Source organism: Proteus sp. FME41 (assembly GCF_014897315.1).
Classification (GTDB): domain Bacteria; phylum Pseudomonadota; class Gammaproteobacteria; order Enterobacterales; family Enterobacteriaceae; genus Proteus.
Genome location: NZ_JABUYL010000001.1, coordinates 348,654 through 367,073 on the forward strand (window position 1 = coordinate 348,654; position 18,420 = coordinate 367,073).

Below are 18,420 nucleotides of genomic sequence, written 5' to 3' on the forward strand. Positions count from 1 at the left end.
AAAGATGAGTAACCAATTAAGAGTTTTTTCAGTTATAGGGGACTCTTTTTAGGGGAAGTGGACAATAGGAAGTAAGCCTATCGCATCACCTGTGTAGACTTATAACCTGAAACAGATTGATGATAACCATTATGAATTGACAGTAAGTGTGCCTGGATATCAAGAAAATGACTTATCGGTTTCATTGAAAGGAAGCCGTTTATTGATTGAAGGGAAAAAAGAAGAAAAATCAGAAGAAGACAATGATAAATGGATCCACCGAGGCATATCTCAAGGGCAATTTACGTTGCAATTTGACCTCGGTAAAAATGTTAAAATAGAAAAAGCCGATTTATCAAGTGGGCTTCTGACCATCGCTATTGAGTATGAGTTACCTGAAGAAGAAAAACGGCAAACAATAGCGATAGAAAATAAAGACAAAAGATAATTGAATGTGAATAAGATTAAGGCTACGCATTATGGTGTGTAGCCTTAATTGTTTTTGTGAGGGTTTTTAATTGTATTTGGTCTGAACTAGGGTAGATAGATTGAGAACTGGTTTGAGCGAGTAGAGGAAGTTAGGGCTACAAGATGACTAATTGAATTGTGGTGATTAAGTGCAGATTATGGACTTCCAAATCACTATGCCTTCTAATTCATCAGTCGCTGGCTCAGAATTGATAACTAGGTGAGTAATCGTGTCTCTCCTAGAGTTTTTTAAACGGGATGCTGACGGATTATTCCCCGCTACTGATGCTGGAATAATCCGGACAACGAAGCGGGAGGTTTGTCGTACCATGACTGAATGGTCGACTTATCAAGCTGGAATGTGGTGATCTGATCCTGATATCTGCCAAAAGTTCATCTTTTGCTATATCAGTCATAAAAATACCAGTATATCATTTGCCAAATGACACGGGTCTTATAAGGACATGTCATGTCCGTGCCCGGCTTAATTGTTTGACTAAAATCTCAAAATTCATATTGAATAAATACTCTATCGAAAGGAAATTATCAGTGGAAGTATCTAATTGGATTCAACAAAACATACGACACTCAGCACAACTTGAACCTAATACACTCGAAGCAGTATCCGATTTCACTCTTATGTGGTCAATTTTTGAGGCTTCAGAAGCTTATAATGAGAATGTTGTAGATCAGATTGGAGCTTTTTCAAAGCGAGTCGCAAGGTATATGCCATTAGATGCGATCGACTCCCAACTATCATATTGGTCTAAACGCTATATACATGAAAGCGGTGAGCCAACAAAGCATTTCGATTACCTCTATTTTAGAGATGATTCACAAACTGAGAAATCACTTGATGTACTAAGAAATAAAGAAACTTCTTTTGAAGATAAAATCGAAGTGTGCCTCTTAATTGTCTATAGGTATCGAAATAATTTATTTCATGGTATTAAAGACATCACGTTGCTAAATGCCCAAGTAGAAAATCTTCGGAACGCGATAGAATTACTACAAATAATTATGCCATATAGCGGAAGATACCTTTTTCTCGGAGCCTAATTAGCTATATTTCATTGAATGTAAAGGGTATAAACCCTACTCAGTTGTTAAACACGAAGTAATAAAATACTAGATTGCCCATCAAATACCCGTATTTCGTAAGTTTGCCAGGCGCAGCTACTCAAATGCAGATGTTAATGTTGAATTATGAACTACAGGAAAATTTAGCGATGAAACTCGCGAGATGCTGGATAAATATATCGACTCTGTCACTACAACTAGATTTAGCCTTGAATTATAGCAGTCTTGGGTCAAATCTGAGCGGAATATCTAAATTATAAGTATAAAAGAATTACCCAACACAAAATAAAAAAATGCCGATACGCTAGGAGTCATATCGGCATATAAAATAAACGCAAGAAGCAATGTAAGTCATGTCGTACTAATTCGTATCAGACCTGTCAATTTGATACATATGTAATGATAATTATTCTCATTAATATATTCAACCCTAAATTAAATAAGGTTACTTTGTAGCCTTTTCATCTACGCCAACCACAGAATCAACACCCACTTATACCGTTCACACAAGAGCTGTGAGTCGGCACCTTATTAACTAAAATAAATCGGTAAATGTTATGTCAAAAGAGATAAGCGAATTACAGTTTAGTCTTCACTATTCCTCAGAAACAGACAGTGAAATGAATATCTCAACCATTTTAACGGCAAATATTCATACGGTTGATGGTGATACTCAACAACTGACGCAATTAATTTGCACGACATCTCCCGCAGGTAAAAAACAATATCGAATCGGTACACAAAAGATTAATGATGCTGGTGACCCATTGCTGGTGGCGATTGAATCTTATTGGCGCAAAAATACACAAGAGAGTTGTGTTTATTTGTTAGAGAAAGCGAAGCAATTTATTCAAGGACAGTTACAACAAACGAATACATGGATATCTATGTATGGTCTTGTGATTGTTTCTAATGCGTTACTGGAAGAGCAGTTGCCTGAAGGTTTATTAAGGGCATTTAATGTGTCGAAAGCTGTTTGATACTTTGAGTAAACAGAGCAAAAAATAAATATGTTGATTTGTAATTAGCTCTTACAGGTTGAACTCTCCCGAAACTCCAGAGAGTTCATATTTTTAGTTATAAGAGTTTATGGCAAATTACATACTATTTTATAAGTAGGTTTTTATAATTATTGATACATCATCGAGACTCTTCTTATTAATGAGAAGTATGCGATGCAAAGTTTTAACGGTTGAGGAATATCGGGATCAGACATTCGATAGGTAAATGTTTTTTTTGCATTAGAAGGGGAATAGTGTATACCTTCATCTTCTAATTTTAATTCTTGTTCTGAAGAGCGTATTGAATCGATAAGAGTGCAAAGTTTATTTATTCTATCTGCGGGTATTTCCGCATGTAATAATTTATGTGCAAACTGATTTCTTATCTGATCAATATGACAAAAAGCATCATATGCTTGTTTTGGCATACCTAATCGCTGAGCTAGCTTATTTTTATGTTCAAAGGACATTCTAAATCTAACATCGTTAATATTTTCTGGTTTTTCTGCAAACAAATCCTCAATATTTAGATGAGCTGATATAAAAGCTTCTAAAAAATTTTCACAAGTTAAATGTAGTGTTAAAACTGAGACGAGGGGAGTATCGGTCTCACAAATTGTTAATACAGCATTTCGAGTTTTATCATCGGCAAGAAATAATTTTTCAAATATTTTAGTATTCATTCTTTCCTCATAGGACTTTGTATGAAAATAAAAAATGAAACCATTGGATTGGCAGATCCTAATGGCCATATAGCCTGCGTTATTGGGCGCCTACCTGATAATAATGTATCAGAAGTGAATACGGAGGATAATGATATTTTTAAGTCGATGATAAAAGATAAAATTTTTATAGGTGAAACTTGGTCGGATCATGATACATCTTTATTGGCTATATGGAATTCTTTTACCGGTATACAACAGGAGGTTATAAGTAGCGTTATTCAAAGATATAAAGATGAGATATTTAATTTGGAATGTTCTCTTTATGAAAGGAATTTCGATTAGTTGGAATGTTTGGTTATTTGCGAGCACCTGAATATTTTTAATGATCCCACTGAATTCTTGAATAGCCTGTGATCATTCATTCAGCCAACCACATTGGTCTGAATCATTAATTTAATTAAGCCTTATATTTTCACTTTTAACTTTCTCACACTAATCATCAACGGACACTCCTCTGGGGGTGACTATGCGTATGGATAAATTAACCAATGTAACTTATGGAACCGCAGGCTTAACGGCATTTTTTGCCAGCCTCTCGTTATATGAATGGGGATTCGTTATCGGGATGGTGTTTAGCATGGCTCTAGGTTTAGCTACTTATTTTATGACACGTCGAGAACAACGAAAACGCACTCAATTATTTGAAGAGCTTGTTCGTCATGTTGATCCACAAAACCCGACCGAAACATTAAAAAGGCTTGCTGAATTAATGGTGAAAGTGCCAAAGGATATTTAATGTCTCTCAAACAGAAAATAGCTGCGTTAACAACAGCAGGGGCAACAGCAATCGCGTTAGTAGTAATAGCCCATTTTGAAGGTGTACGTTATGAACCTTATCGTGATGTGGCGGGTGTTCTAACAGTTTGTTATGGGCATACAGGCAAAGACATTATTCAGGGTAAGAGATACACACAACAAGAATGTGATGCCTTATTACAAAACGATTTTATTAAGACACAACAGCAAGTCGATGCATTAATCAAAGTGCCACTCGATGACTACACCAAAGCCGCTTTATATTCCTTTGCTTTTAATGTGGGTACAACCGCATTTGCTCGTTCAACATTACTCAAGAAACTAAACGCGGGTGATAGATCGAGTGCTTGTGAAGAAATGAAACGCTGGGTTTATGCGGGTGGAAAGGTTTGGCGAGGGCTTGTCAGTCGTCGAGAGGCGGAGTCAGCACTATGTCATGGAAACCTTTAATCATCATTATTAGCTTTATCCTTGCATTATTCATCACCGTTGCTGGTGGTATTTATCTCTTGATTGATAACACATGTACTAAAGACCACATTAGTTTAGAAAAACGCTGTCAGATTGCACTCTCACATCATCGGTACTAATCATGAAATACGGGAAACTCTATGTCGTCATTGTGATGGTAGGCATCATTGTGGGTGGCTATTGGGTGATTAACAGGCAAGCTAACAGGATTAATCTGTTGATAGAAAAAAACAAAGAACTAACGATTGCACTCGAAGAACAGAAGTCTATTAACACTGATTATCAAGCACGCATAATGCGATTAAACCAACTGGATATTCAATATACACAGGAGCTAGCGAATGCTAAGAATGAAATTAGTCGTTTGCGTGATATTAGTGAGCGTCATCCTAAGCGGGTGTATATCAAAGCCGAGTGTCCCAAAGTCACAACCACTCCCTCCACCAGCTTGGCTTATGCAACCACCGCCCGACCTACTGACACCGCTATCCGAAATTATTGGTTACTCAGAGAGCGAATTGCAGAGTCAGAGCAAATGATTAAAGGGTTGCAGGATTACATCAGGCAGGAGTGTGTAGGTGATTAGAGTTTTTTATATCCATACCCCTTTAATTTATATATTAAATCTATCACATAAGAGAGTAGATATCGAAAGTATAAGTGGACTCAATAAATTCTGATTTTATGGTTATTGAGTGGCTGTTTTTATTGTATTTTAACGGGAATTTATCTAAACTCTCTAAAAGGCATGTGTAATAAGCAATATCGTCTGAATTTCTTTGCAAGAATTTTACGTCGCTAACGGGTGGTTTTTTACGCATTTTTCTTTGTTGAATAATGTGAATAAAATGACTTGTTTGACTGGATAAATTACGAGTTAAGTCAGAAATAATGCTATTTTGAACTGCCGGTATGGTTAGATCCTTCGGATAATGATGTTTAAATTCAATAGTAGCAATCAAACTAGATTCATCCTTATTTACCGGATAAAGAGATAAGTCCACTGCACCATTCCTGCTTTTGGGATGTTCTGTCATTGCTAAGTAATCAGAGTTCTCATTGATAACAATGCTTATTTCATCCCTAATCTGATTCTCATGTTTTCGATTATAAAAATATAAATTAAGTTCGTGTAGTTTTTGCTTAACTCGTGGATTTTTGATTGCGTCAATTAAAGTTGAAGTAATGGTATCTATTTGGGATGTTTTCATTAGTAAATGATATTTTTGTTTGGATTGTACGTAAATCTTATCATGATAATTAATATATAGAGAAATTATGACTAAAAGCTCAGCTTGGATGGCAATCAAGTCAGTTTATTATTTCTTATGAAAGTAGTTACATAAAATATCATATCTGAAGAAGTTATGCGAAAGAGAACTAAGAAAAATAATTGGTTACTCAGAGAAGAATCAAATTAAATAATTAGATAGGTACTAGGTTATTTTAATATATAGTATTTATAATTACAGGAATTAATAGGTTGTTTTTTGTTGTTAATAAAGCTCTATTTAAATGGAAATAGATGAATAGAGCTTAATTGTAGTTCATTTATTATATCATTTTAGTGCGCAATCTTATTTCCAGAAATGATTGCTTCTGTTGCATTTTTATTTATTTCACTACATTTATTTTTAACTGCCTCTAGAGCATCACTGTCTGGTAATAACGCGTAATTTGTTATACCAATAAGAGTTGCATTATTATAAGAATCTATAAGTTCACTACATTGTTCAGAACTAACGATCGTGTCATTGAGATATTTAACGTATTCAGCTATATTTTTAAAGTCTTTGGCTAGTTTTATAGTTCCTTGTGCTGCGTAAGTAGTGGAGCTTAAAAACAGTATACTAACTATTAGTAATAATTTATTCATTATATTATCCTTTTAAATATAAATAATAGATTAAGGTTTTATGTCGTTAATTAGATATGAATTGAAATTCATTTAATTTCTATTAAATTTAATTGTTAGATAGAATATAGCAAATATTATATAGTATGCTAGTTTTTATTATTTGATTTATTAGATTGGTGTATGTATTTTTATTTTAATTTGTAAAAATTATCTATTTAAGAGAGTTGATAATAATGGATAGCCATCAGTTAACCGCTGGTGGTTTTTTTATTGGGGAAAATTTGTAATGGGATAAACCATGAAAAAGCGCAATGTCTATGGTGGTCGCTGGGCAAAGGTGCGATTAGCGTTTCTTAATGAACATCCACTTTGTGTTATGTGCCAAGAGCAAGGACGCATTACTGCTGCCACAGTAGTTGACCACATTACTCCACATCGTCTTAAAGAAGCACTTGAATCAGGTGATAAAGAACGTATCGCAAAAGCTCAAGCCTTATTCTGGGATAAAAATAACTTTCAAAGCCTATGCGAACTGCATCATAACTCAACCAAACAACGTATCGAAAAGAGTGGCAAAGTCATTGGCTGTAATGCGGATGGCATTCCTCTCGATCCCAATTCTCATTGGCATCAATAACACCATGAAATACAGGGTGGGGGCGGGGTAAAAGTTCAAACGCTTTCGCCCTGATTACCTAGCGCCCTCATTTGTGTGCACAACCGCGAAATGAAAAGTTTTTTTCTGGGAGTTTCCGATGACAGGAAGACGCCCGAAACCGACCCACTTGAAGGTGGTCACCGGTAATCCGGGAAAACGAAAACTCAACGATAAAGAACCCCAACCCAAACGTGAAATTCCAAGCCCACCCGAACATTTAACGGATTGGGGGAAAATGGCGTGGGCAAAATTAACCTTATTACTCGATGGAATGGGTATTTTAACCGTGGCTGACACGCTGGCATTAGAACGGCTGTGTGATATCTACGCCGATATTCTTCAATTGCGAGATACCATTGCCATTGAAGGTCGGACATACACCACAAAAACGCAATTAGGGGATTTCTTAATTAAAGCGAATCCTGCCGTTGCCATGTTGGCTGATGCAGATCGCCGCTTTAAAAGTTATTTAGTCGAGTTTGGTTTAACCCCCGCCGCTCGTTCGAAGGTGAAGATGGATGGTGGAGAAGAAGAGGAAGATCCGCTCAACCAATATTTCGGTTGATCCGGCAACGCAATACGCACAAGACGTGCATCAAGGCAAAATTTTAGCGGGGCCTGATATTCGTCATGCATGTGTGCGTCATCTCAAAGATTTAAATGAAGCCGAGCAACGGGGATTAGTCTGGGATGTTGAAGCTGTCAAAAGAGTGATCGACTTTTTTGCGAAAGTCTTAAAACTCAATGGCGGGGAGCATGAAGGGAAGCCGTTTATTTTATTGCCTTGGCAATGCTTTGTGATTGGCTCTATTTTTGGTTGGAAAATGACTGACGGTACACGGCGATTTCGCATGGTGTACGTTGAATCAGGCAAAGGTTCAGGAAAATCACCGATGGCAGGTGGCGTTGGGTTGTATTGTTTAGTCGCTGACAGTGAACCGCGCGCCGAAGTGTATGCAGCAGCTACGAAAAAAGACCAAGCCATGATTTTGTTTCGTGATGCGTGGCGATGGTTGATCAATCTCCCGCATTAAGTCAGCGGATCACCAAATCAGGCGGAACAGGCAAAGAGTGGAACTTGGCTTATTTGAAAACAAGTTCATTCTTTCGCCCGATTAGTTCGGATGATGGGCAATCAGGGCCTCGTCCCCATTGTGCGTTGATTGATGAAATCCATGAGCATAAAAATAATACTGCCGTCGAGATGATGCGAGCGGGTACAAAAGGTCGGCGGCAAGCCTTGATATTTATGATCACCAACAGTGGCCATGATAAAACCAGTGTGTGTTATGACTACCATGAATACGGGCGAAAAGTTGCCGAAGGCACTATCGAAGACGACAGCTTCTTTTCCTATATTTGCTCACTGGATGAAGGCGATGATCCCTTTAAGGATGAGTCTTGCTGGGGGAAAGCCAATCCGTCATTGGGCTACACCTTTTCTGATCGCTACTTACGCGAACAAGTGACACAAGCCCGAGGTATGCCCGCGAAAGAAAGCATTGTGCGTCGGCTTAATTTTTGTCAGTGGGTGGATGCCGATAATCCGTGGATTAACAGTGAAACATGGATGCGATGTGAAAACACGTTCACCTTCGATGATCTTCAGGGTGAAGAGTGTTATGGCGGATTGGATTTATCAGGAACCAAAGATTTAACCGCATTAGCCTTGTATTTCCCTCGTCTTAAACGTCTTTATGTCGAATTTTGGACACCCAAAGACACCTTATTGGATAGAGCAAAAACCGACCGAGTGCCTTACGACTTATGGGTAAGGCAAGGTTTTATGCATACCACTCCAGGGAATGCGGTGAGATATGAATTTGTGGCAGAACGCATTGCTGAAATGGCGATGCACGTCAGCATGAGAGCCATTGCCTTTGACCCTTATCGCATTAAATACCTTGAACCCAAACTCGATGAAGCGGGTGTGACGGTTCCTTTAACTCCGCATGGACAAGGATATTACAAAGCTAAAGACTCAGGGCTATGGATGCCACACTCTATCGAACTGTTTGAACAGCTCATTGATGACAAGAAGATTGAGATCCACACCAATCCTTGTTTGAGATGGAATGCCGCATCCGCTGTGCTTGAGGCTGACCAAAAAGATAACCGCGTCTTTGCCAAGAAAAAAAGTACTGGTCGAATTGATGGTGTGGTGGCATCTGCAATGGCGATTGGTGCTGCGGAAGGTGAGGTTGATGATGGCAACCTTGATGATTTTTTCTCTAACCCATTGAGTATGTGATGACAGATAAACAATATTCAATCGATTTGCGCACTAATCATGGTTGGTTTGCGCGTCTGGCTTCTTTCTTTGTCGGGGGAAGACTCGTGACACCTGAACAAGGTTCACAATCAGGCGTTATCTCAGCGCAAGGCTCGCTTGGTGACTCTTCTGTAAATGATGAGCGAATACTCCAAATATCCACGGTTTGGCGTTGTGTTAGCTTAATTTCGACGTTAACGGCTTGTTTGCCACTGGATGTGTTTGAAACGGATAAGCAAGGAAATAGAACCAAAGTTGATTTAAGTAACCCATTGGCTCGATTACTGCGATATTCGCCCAATCAATATATGACGGCTCAAGAATTCCGAGAGGCAATGACTATGCAACTTTGCTTTTATGGTAATGCTTTCGCGTTGATTGAGCGAAATAAAGTCGGTGATGTGATCAGCTTGCTTCCTCTGTTGTCTGCCAATATGGATGTACGCATGGAGGGGAAGAATATTATCTATAAATATCAGCGTGATCATGAATTTGCCAAATTTAAACAACACGAAATTTTTCATTTAAAAGGGTTTGGTTTTAATGGATTAGTTGGATTGTCGCCTATTGCTTATGCGTGTAAGACAGCAAGCACGGCCGTTGCGATGGAAGATCAACAACGTGAGTTTTATGCTAATGGAGCTAAGTCTCCTAAAATTCTGACAACGGGCGATAAGGTATTGAATAAAGAGCAACGTAGCCAACTTGAAGAGAATTTCAAAGAAATTGCGGGTGGTCCCGTTAAAAAACGATTGTGGATCTTAGAAGGGGGATTTCAAGCACAAGATATTGGTGTTAGTCCTCAAGATGCAGAAACAATGTCTTCCCGCAAATTTCAAGTCAGTGAATTGGCTCGTTTCTTTGGGGTTCCACCGCACTTAGTCGGTGATGTTGAAAAATCAACAAGTTGGGGAACAGGTATTGAGCAACAAAACTTAGGTTTTCTTCAATATACCTTACAACCCTATATCTCCCGATGGGAAAATTGCATTGCGCGTTGGCTTCTAAAACCACCCGAAGTGGGGAAATACCATGCTGAACATAACCTTGATGAGTTATTGCGTGGCGATTCCACTTCACGCGCCGCGTTTATGAAAGCGATGGGAGAATCAGGGCTAAGAACCATTAATGAAATGCGACGGCTCGATAATTATCCTCCTCTTGAAGGTGGAGATGTCGCTTACCGGCAAGCACAATATTTACCGATTAACCAACTCAATAAAGAGCCTCACGAAAGTGGGGCTTAATTATTTATGGGGGTTCAATGCCTGATATTAGAAAAACACTGAATTTTGATGAAGCGGAAATCAAATTTACGGGAGATGACACACAAGGCATTTTCGAAGGTTATGCCTCCGTATTTAGTCATCAAGATCTCGACGGTGACATTATTTTACCCGGTGCGTTTAAGCATGTTTTAGATAAGCAAAAACAAAAAGTCGCTATGTTTTATAACCATCGAGTCTGGGAGCTTCCTGTGGGGAAATGGGAGTACATGGAGGAAGATCAAAAAGGGTTACGTGTAAGAGGACAACTGACACCCGGTCATAGTGCGGCTCAAGATCTAAAAGCGGCAATGAAGCATGGCACGGTTGACGGGCTTTCTATCGGATTCGGTTGTCTGCGTAATGACTTTGAGCGAACACCTTCAGGTCGTATTTTTAAAAACATCTCCCTGTTACGTGAAATCAGTATTTGTACATTTCCCGCTAATGACCAAGCACAGGTTTCATCACTCAAGAGCATCGATGGGTTATTAACGATCCGAGATATTGAGGATTGGCTGAGAGAGTCAGCCGGTTTATCAAAATCAGAAGCAGTAGGTTTTATTTCCCGCTTCAAATCCGCTATTCGGAGTGAGTCCGATGACACTCAACAATCTCTAGTCGCATCCATTGTTAACCAAATTAATGCATTTAATCTGAAAGGATAGAATATGTCTGACTTAGCTATTATCCAAGAAGCCATCGAAGGATCACAAAAAAAGGTGCAAGAGCTCTTCGATGCACAGAAGAAAGAAATTGAAGCTACTGGCGCAGTTTCAAAGCAATTACAAACAGATTTAGTCTTAGTTCAAGAGGAGTTAAAAAAAGCCGGTGAACGTCTGTTTGATTTAGAGCAGAAAGGGGCAACGAGCGCTGATGATCCTAATGCGAAAAAAGATTTTTCTGAGCGAGCAGCAGAAGCGCTGACAAAATCATGGAATGGGAGTCAGGCTTCTTATGAAGTGAAAACATTTAATAAATCATTAGGCAGTGATGCGAGCTCAGCCGGAGTTCTCATTCAGCCTATGCAAGTACCGGGTATTATTATGCCGGGTATGCGTCGTTTAGTTATTCGCGATTTATTAGCTCAAGGTCGTATTTCCAGTAACTCACTGGAATATGTACGTGAAAAACTATTTACCAATAGCGCGGCACCCGTGAAAGAAAAGGCACAAAAGCCAGAATCTAATCTGACGTTTGAAAAACAAACGGCAAATGTGATCACTATTGCTCATTGGATCCAAGCGTCTCGCCAAGTGATGGATGATGCTGTGCAGTTACAGTCTTACGTTAATAACCGCTTATTGTATGGCTTAGCATTAGTGGAAGAGGATCAATTACTCAATGGTGACGGTACAGCGGATAATTTGACGGGGATTAATCATGTTGCCACTGCCTATGATACCACGTTGAGTGCTACGGGCGACACGCATGCTGACCTGATTGCTCATGCCATTTATCAGGTAACAGAATCTGAATTTAGTGCCTCTGGTATTATTTTAAATCCTCGTGATTGGCATGCCATTGCGTTAATGAAAGATAAAGAAGGGCGTTATATTTTTGGTGGCCCACAAGCCTTTACTTCAAATGTAATGTGGGGATTACCTGTTGTTCCAACAAAAGCACAAAAACAAGGTGAGTTTACTGTTGGTGCATTTGATTTGGCGTCTCAAGTATGGGATCGAATGAATGCAGTTATCGAAGTGAGTCGAGAAGATCGTGATAACTTTGTGAAAAATATGCTGACCATTTTGTGTGAAGAGCGTTTAGCATTAGCCCATTATCGCCCTCAAGCCTTAATTAAAGGGACTTTTCCAACGTCTGGAAGAAGTGCTTAAGTAATAGGTCGGGGTAGGTAACAATCGATTAGGGCAAGGGTTCTCTAATGCGGTGTTTACAGCAGAAGCGGGGAATAGCGAAAAAAAACTCGGAGACCGACGACAATTTCAATTGATATTGTCGTCGGCTCTGGGAAAAACGCTCACAGAAATCGAGCAAATGCCTGAAAGCCACTTGTGTGAATATGAAGCTTTTTATCGCAAACAACCCTTTGGTTTATGGCGAGAGGATTATCGGATGGCACAAGTGGCGCATCTTCTCGCGATGATAAATCGTGATCCGAAAACGTCTCCGCCGGAATTGATGGATTTTATGCCGATGTGGAAGAAGAAAATCACGGAAGAAGAGGTGTGGGATAACGTCACTGAGAGTGTATTGGCCAATCGATAGCCCCACATGAGTGGGGCTTAATCGTTAACCACCGCGAGACATTTTCTCAATTTTTTTATCCGTATTGTATTGAGAAAGGGCATAAACCGACCAGATAGCCGCAGGGATCCACCCAATTAAGGTGATTTGTAGGATAAGGCAGAAGATGCCAGCGAATGGGCGACCAATCGTGAAAAATTGTAACCAAGGTAGTAATAACGCCAGAATAAGTCTCATAAAACCCCCTCTATTATTCGAAATTTCAGTTTATCAATAATTAAATCAATAGCAAATAACAAGGAATATTGCATTTATTCAGGGTGAAAGTTTGCTTTTGTAGTGTTCATACCAAGGATTGAATTTATGGCGGGAGCATTAGGTAGATTAAATATTGGAATGGCCAAAAGAGGTGATCCCCACACAGGAAAACTGGCAATTATTGAGTAACAGCAAAACCTTTACCTCGCCATTTAATGGAAGTAGCCAGACGGTACGCTTTCCGGGAAGCCGTTGGCGTTGTGAACTGACATTTAATAATTTAAATGAAGAGAAATCGCGCCAGTTAGAAGCGCTGGTGGCTTCATTGGATGGGATGTCGGGACGAGTCAAAATAGCCAGTTGGATAAGAAAAGGGCGTTATGGATATGGTTCGCCTCGTATTGCAATACCGAGCCAATTAGGTCATCGGCTAGAAACAAAGGACTGGAAGCGCAATATGCGCGTGTTACAGCAAGGGGATCGCTTAACAGTGGGCAATGAACTCAAAATGGTGGTGACGGATGTGGTCAGTGATAATCAAGGACGTGCAAATATTCCTATTTCACCGATGTTAAGAACGTCACCTACCGTCAATGAAATGCTCGAAGTTGAGCGTCCTTTTGGAGTATTTCGGCTCGTTGATAATGAACAGGGTAAATTTCAGCATCGTCGCTTGGGGTATACCAATATCACGTTATCTTTTGAGGAGGTGTTGTACTAATGCAATATCATCCATTTTCTGATGCCATGGTCAACGCGATTAATGAGGGGGCTTATATCGTTTTAGCAGCCAGACTCGATTTGAAATCAGGCGTCACCTGTGCGCATACCGGTGTTGGGCAACTGATTATTGCGGGGGAAACCTATTTAGGTGTAGGAAGTTTAGGGGAAATCAGTCAGCTAAAAGAGAATAAGACAACCAGTCCTCCACAATTACAGCTTAAATTAACGGGTTTTGATAAATCGCTGGTGGGTATGGTGATGAATGAGCAAAGTCGAGGACGCGAAGTCCGATTGATGATGGTCGCCATTGGTGAAGAGGGAAAACCGTTGCTTGCTGAAGTCTTATTTGTCGGACAAATCACATCTGTCAATGTGGTGTCTGGCGAAGAAAATGCCGTATGTGTTAATGTTTCTAATCGATTCGAGCGATGGTCAATCGGGTTACCTGATAGATTCACCGATGAGTCGTGGTCATCTCGAAGACAAGGTGATCGTATCTTTCGTTATGTTGCTCAAATAGCTGAACGGGCGATTTATTGGGGCAGCAAGAAAGATGCACCTGCATTTATTTATAAATAATCTTATTGTCTTGTTAAACCCACTTTTGTGGGTTTTTTGCTATTTAAGGTCAGTACATGAAACAACCTAACTGGACACTTAAATTACCTGAAACCATAAGGGCGGCGATGAGTCGCCCTTTTTCATGGGGGGAATTTGATTGTTGTATTTTCGCCTCTGAATGTATTTACGCACAATGCGGTTTCTCTCCAATAAGGCCTTATCTCAATCACTATAAAACCAAAGCCGAAGCCTTCAACCTGCTCAAATCCAAATTTGGCTCCTTAGAGAAAGCCGTATCACGCTATTTCAAGTCCATTGAGATTGAGCGGGTTCAGCGTGGTGACCTCGTACTGTTCAAAGGTGAGGACGGTGACAGTTTAGCCGTGGTCTGGGCGGGGCATTATTGGGGCGTAACCCCACAAGGTGTGAAGCCAGTGCAGATTAACCCAATCAAAGCGTGGAGAGTGGAATAATGGGGGGAAGTGGTGGATTAATTTCAAAAGTCGTGGGTGCAGGCTTAATGATTGCTGGGCTATTTACCGGAGGCGTCACCTCGGCGATGGGTATGGCACTGATGGCAGCAGGCGTTGCGGTTCAAGTCGCGGGTTCGCTTATCTTTAAGCCTAAACTGCCTTCCATGAATTATCGAGATACCAGTGAACGCAAACAGATGTTACGTTCATCGTCTGCGCCTGAAACCGTAATTGTCGGAAAAACAGTGATATCGGGTTTGCTTTTCTTCGCCGAAGAAGAAGCGGGGGAACAAGATGAAAATGAAAAAATCACACTGGCATTGGCTCTGGCAGGGCACCCCATAGAGAAAATCGGGAAGATTTGGTTGAGTGATGATCTCATTGAGACGTTTGGTGATAAAGCCTCATGGGAATTACATAACGATAGGAAAAATGCCGATCCCTTTATGCTTAAAAATTGCCCGTCATGGAAAGAGGATATGATTGGTCGAGGTCTAGCGTGGTTACGTGTGACACTCACGTTTGACCAAGAAAAATTCCCTTATGGATTACCCAATGTGAAATGTGAAGTCTGGGGAAAACATCTGTTTGATCCTCGCACTGGGCAAACTGCATGGAGTAATAATGGGGCTTTAGTCATTTTGGATTATTACCGCTATTATTTAAAAGTGCCTGATACGGATATTGATTTTGACAGCTTTAAACAGGCAGCCGATTTATGTGATGAAAAAGTGAGTCTGCCAGAAGGCGGATTTGAGTCGCGATATACCCTTAATGGTGCCTATGACTTAAATGAGAGTCCATCCAGTATTTTGGAAGCGATGCACAAATGCATTAATGCCGAACCGACATTCACCGCAGGAAAACACAGTATCCAAATTGGCGCTTATTATGGGCCGGCAATAAAAACCATTACCGAATCACAATTGATTGGCACTGTCACTTGTACCCCTGAAACAGGCTTAAAAGACGCGACCAATGCGGTGTATGGCACATTTATTGATGCCGAACAGTTGTACACAAAAACCGATTTCACGCCTGTGATTGTGGACGAATGGGTGAAAGAGGATGGCTTAGAAATTCGGGAGAACATCGATTATCGTTTTGTTACTAGCCCTTATCAAGCCCAACGATTAGCCCGCCAATATCTTCGCAAAAAGAAAGCAGGAAGACGGGTTCAACTCACGATGAACTTAGACGGCTATGCTTATCGTCCCGGGGAAGTTGTGCTTTTAGAATTACCTTCTTTGGGGATTAGTGGGCTGGAATTCCGTATTGCCGAATGGTCTTTTCATGCTTTAGAGGGTGTGGCTTTAACGTTGGAAGAGGATGGTGCCTATTTATATGAAGATGTGATTGGCAAGCCTTTCGAACGTCCGCCGTTTGTGAGTTTACCCACAGGTGGTGTTGCTTCACCGATTAATCTTACCTTTGTTCCACTTGCTGTCAGTGACATCGTGCAAGGTACGCTTTCTTGGCAGAATGTGGCGTCTGATGTACGTTATAACACCGTTACTATTCTCCAAGAAGGCAATGTTATTCAATCTATTCAGGTGCCGGCTGAGCGTGTTGATATTAACGGATTAGCGCGAGGGACTTATCGTGTTGAAGTCAGAGCAACAAATGTTGCCGGTGCGATGTCGGCACCCGCTATCAGTGACTTTGCCATTCAAGCACCACCGCCTCCTGAACATATTGATGTTACCTCTGGCTTATTTAATCTGACTGTTGTACCGAAACAAGGCGATAGTGCTGTCTTTGGTTATACCTTTGAATTTTGGTTTAGTGAGGAAAAGCTCGCTGATCTTTCTGAAAATGAAGTGATCACCAAAACAAATAAAGTTGGCCAAGGGAATTTCTGGACGCAAGAGAATTTACAAGCAGGGCATACGTATTATTTTTATGTTCGAACAATCAACAGCTATGGTAAATCACCGTTTGTGGAAGCTTATGGTGTTTGCTCTTCTCAAACCGATTTAATTCTTGAAGAATTAGCTGGGCAAATTAGTCGAGATCAACTCGCACAAGACCTATTGGGTGAAATTAACAGCAAAGCTAACCAATCAGCTGTTGTTGAATTAAACACGCAAGTGAAAGCAAACCATGATGCGATTTTAGCGGAGCAAGTTGCGCGAGGAGCGGTAATTAACCAAGAGCAACAAGCTCGCGCTGAAGCTGATAAAACGGAGGCTCAACAACGCCAATTCTTAGCCACTCAACTTCGTGGTGACTATACCGGAAATGATTTATCGAAAGTCACCGCAGGACTTATCTCCGCCGAGAAGCAAGCGCGAGTTACAGGTGACCAAGCGGAAGCTAAAGCCAGACAATCATTGGAAACACGGATGAATGGGAATGTTTCTGCGATTAATAAGTCACTAGAAACCCTCACCTCGAAACAGCAAGCACAAACGCAAGAGATTTCAACGCTCAATTCAAATTTGAAAGGGAAAGCCGATAGCAGTGCGGTTAATGCGTTAAATACGCGAGTATCTAAGATTGATGGCAAAGTGACGTCTGCAGCCTCACAGGTACAAACGTTATCCAGCAAATTAGATACAGTGAAAGCCGATTTAATGGAGTCTGTGGTGGTGGATTTAGATTTATCAAAACTCAATGAAAACACCTATTATCCAATTATTTTGCCATTAGCGACCTCTCGTCGTTATGCCTTTAAGGTCTTTAGAACCTTAGGGCAATATTCAGACAATAAACCCAGCTATGCGACTCACAGCACTAAAGGCTTTGCCATGATTGTGGAATGGCAAGTCAGTGGTTCTGGATGGGGAACTCAGTCTGAAAACCGCATCATTGATAATTTTGATTGGCGATGGACAAATCAATCTCCTGTGATGGGGCCAGCTCAATTAATAAATGGTTCCGTGGAATATATTTATTTGCGGGGAGGGGCAAAATATCAGTTAACTAAACACAAGAGTGTTAACCATCAAATTATCACCAGCACTTACACCACTAACAAACAATCGGTGGCACCAAAAGGGTTTGTGGCGAATGAAGTACCTAAATCCAGCGAACAGACAGCCAATGCAACGGCGAATGCGGTAAGCCAACTCGAAACCAAAGTGACCGAGGTTTCAGGTAAGGTGACCTCGACCGTTCAGCAAATCACTCGTTTAGAAAGCCAAGTGGGTACAAGTTCAGCCAAAATCGAACAAACTTCGAAAGTGGTCACAGACATAAATGGTAAAATTTCGGCATCATGGACAATGAAAGTCCAACAAGATAGCAAAGGGAATAAAGTCATTACTGGCATTGGCTTAGGATTTAATGCACAAGGAAATAGTCAATTTCTGGTTAATGCCCAAAACTTTGCAGTGATATCGTCATTAAACGGCAAAGTGGTGACACCGTTTGTGATCCAAAATGGACAAGCTTTTTTCAATGATGCGTTATTTAGCAAGGCAACTATTGATAAATTATCAGTAGGTAAAAAAATCACATCCACTAATTATTCAGCGGGCAAGAAAGGATTTAATATTGATGCCACAACAGGGAATGTGGAATTAAATGATGCAGTATTTCGTGGACGGTTAGATATTAACTCAGGAGGAACAAAAGGGCGGTTAGTGATCACGAATAATACTATTTATGTTTACGATGAAAACAATCAGTTAGCGGCAAAAATAGGTTATTTAGGGTAGCG

At 40.3% G+C, this 18,420-nt stretch carries 21 protein-coding genes and 2 pseudogenes; 19 read left to right on the plus strand and 4 right to left on the minus strand.

Translation table 11 applies throughout. From position 1 onward, the window contains the following. Positions 1–64: 64 nt before the first annotated feature. The 3 genes and pseudogenes from INT04_RS01660 to INT04_RS01670 all read left to right on the plus strand — a co-directional run bounded on the left by INT04_RS01660 (position 65) and on the right by INT04_RS01670 (position 2,507). Positions 65–427, plus strand: a pseudogene (locus INT04_RS01660) (Hsp20 family protein). Between the two features lie 569 nt (positions 428–996). Then, entirely contained in the window at positions 997–1,506 is a 510-nt protein-coding gene (locus tag INT04_RS01665) for a hypothetical protein (protein ID WP_193014410.1), read from the plus strand. A 578-nt stretch (positions 1,507–2,084) separates the two neighbouring features. Continuing rightward, a complete protein-coding gene (locus INT04_RS01670) occupies positions 2,085–2,507 on the plus strand; it encodes a hypothetical protein (RefSeq protein ID WP_193014411.1) in 423 nt (140 codons plus the stop codon). Between the two features lie 149 nt (positions 2,508–2,656). Here INT04_RS01670 and INT04_RS01675 read toward each other — a convergent pair whose 3' ends face one another. Beyond that, positions 2,657–3,211 (minus strand): hypothetical protein, encoded by a 555-nt coding sequence (locus INT04_RS01675; protein WP_058336192.1) that lies wholly within the window; start codon positions 3,209–3,211, stop codon positions 2,657–2,659. Positions 3,212–3,232: 21 nt separating this feature from the next. Here INT04_RS01675 and INT04_RS01680 point away from each other — a divergent pair, with 21 nt between their 5' ends. From INT04_RS01680 to INT04_RS01700, 5 genes are all read left to right on the plus strand, one after another. Further along, complete coding sequence (locus INT04_RS01680) at positions 3,233–3,535, plus strand: hypothetical protein (RefSeq protein WP_193014412.1); 303 nt, start codon at positions 3,233–3,235, stop codon at positions 3,533–3,535. Positions 3,536–3,719: 184 nt separating this feature from the next. After that, complete coding sequence (locus INT04_RS01685; RefSeq protein ID WP_193014413.1) at positions 3,720–3,989, plus strand: hypothetical protein; 270 nt, start codon at positions 3,720–3,722, stop codon at positions 3,987–3,989. Then, the gene (locus INT04_RS01690; RefSeq protein ID WP_193014414.1) at positions 3,989–4,459 is read left to right on the plus strand and encodes a lysozyme; all 471 of its coding nucleotides are present in this window, start codon (positions 3,989–3,991) and stop codon (positions 4,457–4,459) included. Before INT04_RS01685 ends, INT04_RS01690 begins: the two co-directional genes overlap by 1 nt. Then, the gene (locus tag INT04_RS01695; protein ID WP_193014415.1) at positions 4,441–4,599 is read left to right on the plus strand and encodes a hypothetical protein; all 159 of its coding nucleotides are present in this window, start codon (positions 4,441–4,443) and stop codon (positions 4,597–4,599) included. Before INT04_RS01690 ends, INT04_RS01695 begins: the two co-directional genes overlap by 19 nt. A gap of 2 nt (positions 4,600–4,601) precedes the next feature. After that, positions 4,602–5,066, plus strand: a complete 465-nt coding sequence (locus INT04_RS01700) for a lysis protein (protein WP_193014416.1) — start codon at positions 4,602–4,604, stop codon at positions 5,064–5,066. A 43-nt stretch (positions 5,067–5,109) separates the two neighbouring features. On the opposite strand, the gene INT04_RS01705 is transcribed toward INT04_RS01700, so the two are convergent. Both INT04_RS01705 and INT04_RS01710 read right to left on the minus strand, forming a co-directional pair. After that, a complete protein-coding gene (locus INT04_RS01705) occupies positions 5,110–5,691 on the minus strand; it encodes a hypothetical protein (protein ID WP_193014417.1) in 582 nt (193 codons plus the stop codon). Between the two features lie 353 nt (positions 5,692–6,044). Next, positions 6,045–6,356 carry a hypothetical protein gene (locus INT04_RS01710; protein ID WP_193014418.1) on the minus strand — a complete coding sequence of 104 codons (312 nt, stop codon included), beginning with the start codon at positions 6,354–6,356 and terminating at the stop codon, positions 6,045–6,047. Positions 6,357–6,636: 280 nt separating this feature from the next. Between INT04_RS01710 and INT04_RS01715 the strand changes: the two genes are divergently transcribed. The 7 genes and pseudogenes from INT04_RS01715 to INT04_RS01745 all read left to right on the plus strand — a co-directional run bounded on the left by INT04_RS01715 (position 6,637) and on the right by INT04_RS01745 (position 12,762). After that, a complete protein-coding gene (locus INT04_RS01715) occupies positions 6,637–6,975 on the plus strand; it encodes an HNH endonuclease (protein WP_109395512.1) in 339 nt (112 codons plus the stop codon). Positions 6,976–7,093: 118 nt separating this feature from the next. Beyond that, entirely contained in the window at positions 7,094–7,561 is a 468-nt protein-coding gene (locus tag INT04_RS01720; protein WP_193014419.1) for a phage terminase small subunit P27 family, read from the plus strand. Further along, positions 7,515–9,247, plus strand: a pseudogene (locus INT04_RS01725) (terminase large subunit). The gene INT04_RS01720 and the pseudogene INT04_RS01725 overlap by 47 nt, the downstream one beginning before the upstream one ends. Continuing rightward, positions 9,247–10,515, plus strand: a complete 1,269-nt coding sequence (locus INT04_RS01730; RefSeq protein ID WP_193014420.1) for a phage portal protein — start codon at positions 9,247–9,249, stop codon at positions 10,513–10,515. The pseudogene INT04_RS01725 and the gene INT04_RS01730 overlap by 1 nt, the downstream one beginning before the upstream one ends. Before the next feature lie 17 nt (positions 10,516–10,532). After that, entirely contained in the window at positions 10,533–11,201 is a 669-nt protein-coding gene (locus INT04_RS01735) for an HK97 family phage prohead protease (protein WP_193014421.1), read from the plus strand. A 3-nt stretch (positions 11,202–11,204) separates the two neighbouring features. Then, positions 11,205–12,371, plus strand: a complete 1,167-nt coding sequence (locus tag INT04_RS01740; RefSeq protein ID WP_193014422.1) for a phage major capsid protein — start codon at positions 11,205–11,207, stop codon at positions 12,369–12,371. Positions 12,372–12,531: 160 nt separating this feature from the next. Next, entirely contained in the window at positions 12,532–12,762 is a 231-nt protein-coding gene (locus INT04_RS01745; protein ID WP_004251574.1) for a DUF4035 domain-containing protein, read from the plus strand. Positions 12,763–12,786: 24 nt separating this feature from the next. Here INT04_RS01745 and INT04_RS01750 read toward each other — a convergent pair whose 3' ends face one another. Continuing rightward, positions 12,787–12,978: a YqaE/Pmp3 family membrane protein gene (locus INT04_RS01750; protein WP_004242485.1), complete on the minus strand. Its 192-nt coding sequence runs from the start codon at positions 12,976–12,978 to the stop codon at positions 12,787–12,789. Between the two features lie 151 nt (positions 12,979–13,129). Here INT04_RS01750 and INT04_RS01755 point away from each other — a divergent pair, with 151 nt between their 5' ends. The 4 genes from INT04_RS01755 to INT04_RS01770 are packed head-to-tail and all read left to right on the plus strand — an operon-like array spanning position 13,130 to position 18,418. Further along, a complete protein-coding gene (locus tag INT04_RS01755) occupies positions 13,130–13,720 on the plus strand; it encodes a hypothetical protein (RefSeq protein WP_193014599.1) in 591 nt (196 codons plus the stop codon). After that, positions 13,720–14,301 carry a hypothetical protein gene (locus INT04_RS01760; RefSeq protein ID WP_193014424.1) on the plus strand — a complete coding sequence of 194 codons (582 nt, stop codon included), beginning with the start codon at positions 13,720–13,722 and terminating at the stop codon, positions 14,299–14,301. Before INT04_RS01755 ends, INT04_RS01760 begins: the two co-directional genes overlap by 1 nt. A gap of 56 nt (positions 14,302–14,357) precedes the next feature. After that, the gene (locus INT04_RS01765; RefSeq protein WP_193014425.1) at positions 14,358–14,756 is read left to right on the plus strand and encodes a DUF6950 family protein; all 399 of its coding nucleotides are present in this window, start codon (positions 14,358–14,360) and stop codon (positions 14,754–14,756) included. Then, positions 14,756–18,418 (plus strand): DUF1983 domain-containing protein, encoded by a 3,663-nt coding sequence (locus INT04_RS01770; protein WP_193014426.1) that lies wholly within the window; start codon positions 14,756–14,758, stop codon positions 18,416–18,418. Before INT04_RS01765 ends, INT04_RS01770 begins: the two co-directional genes overlap by 1 nt. Positions 18,419–18,420: the final 2 nt, after the last annotated feature.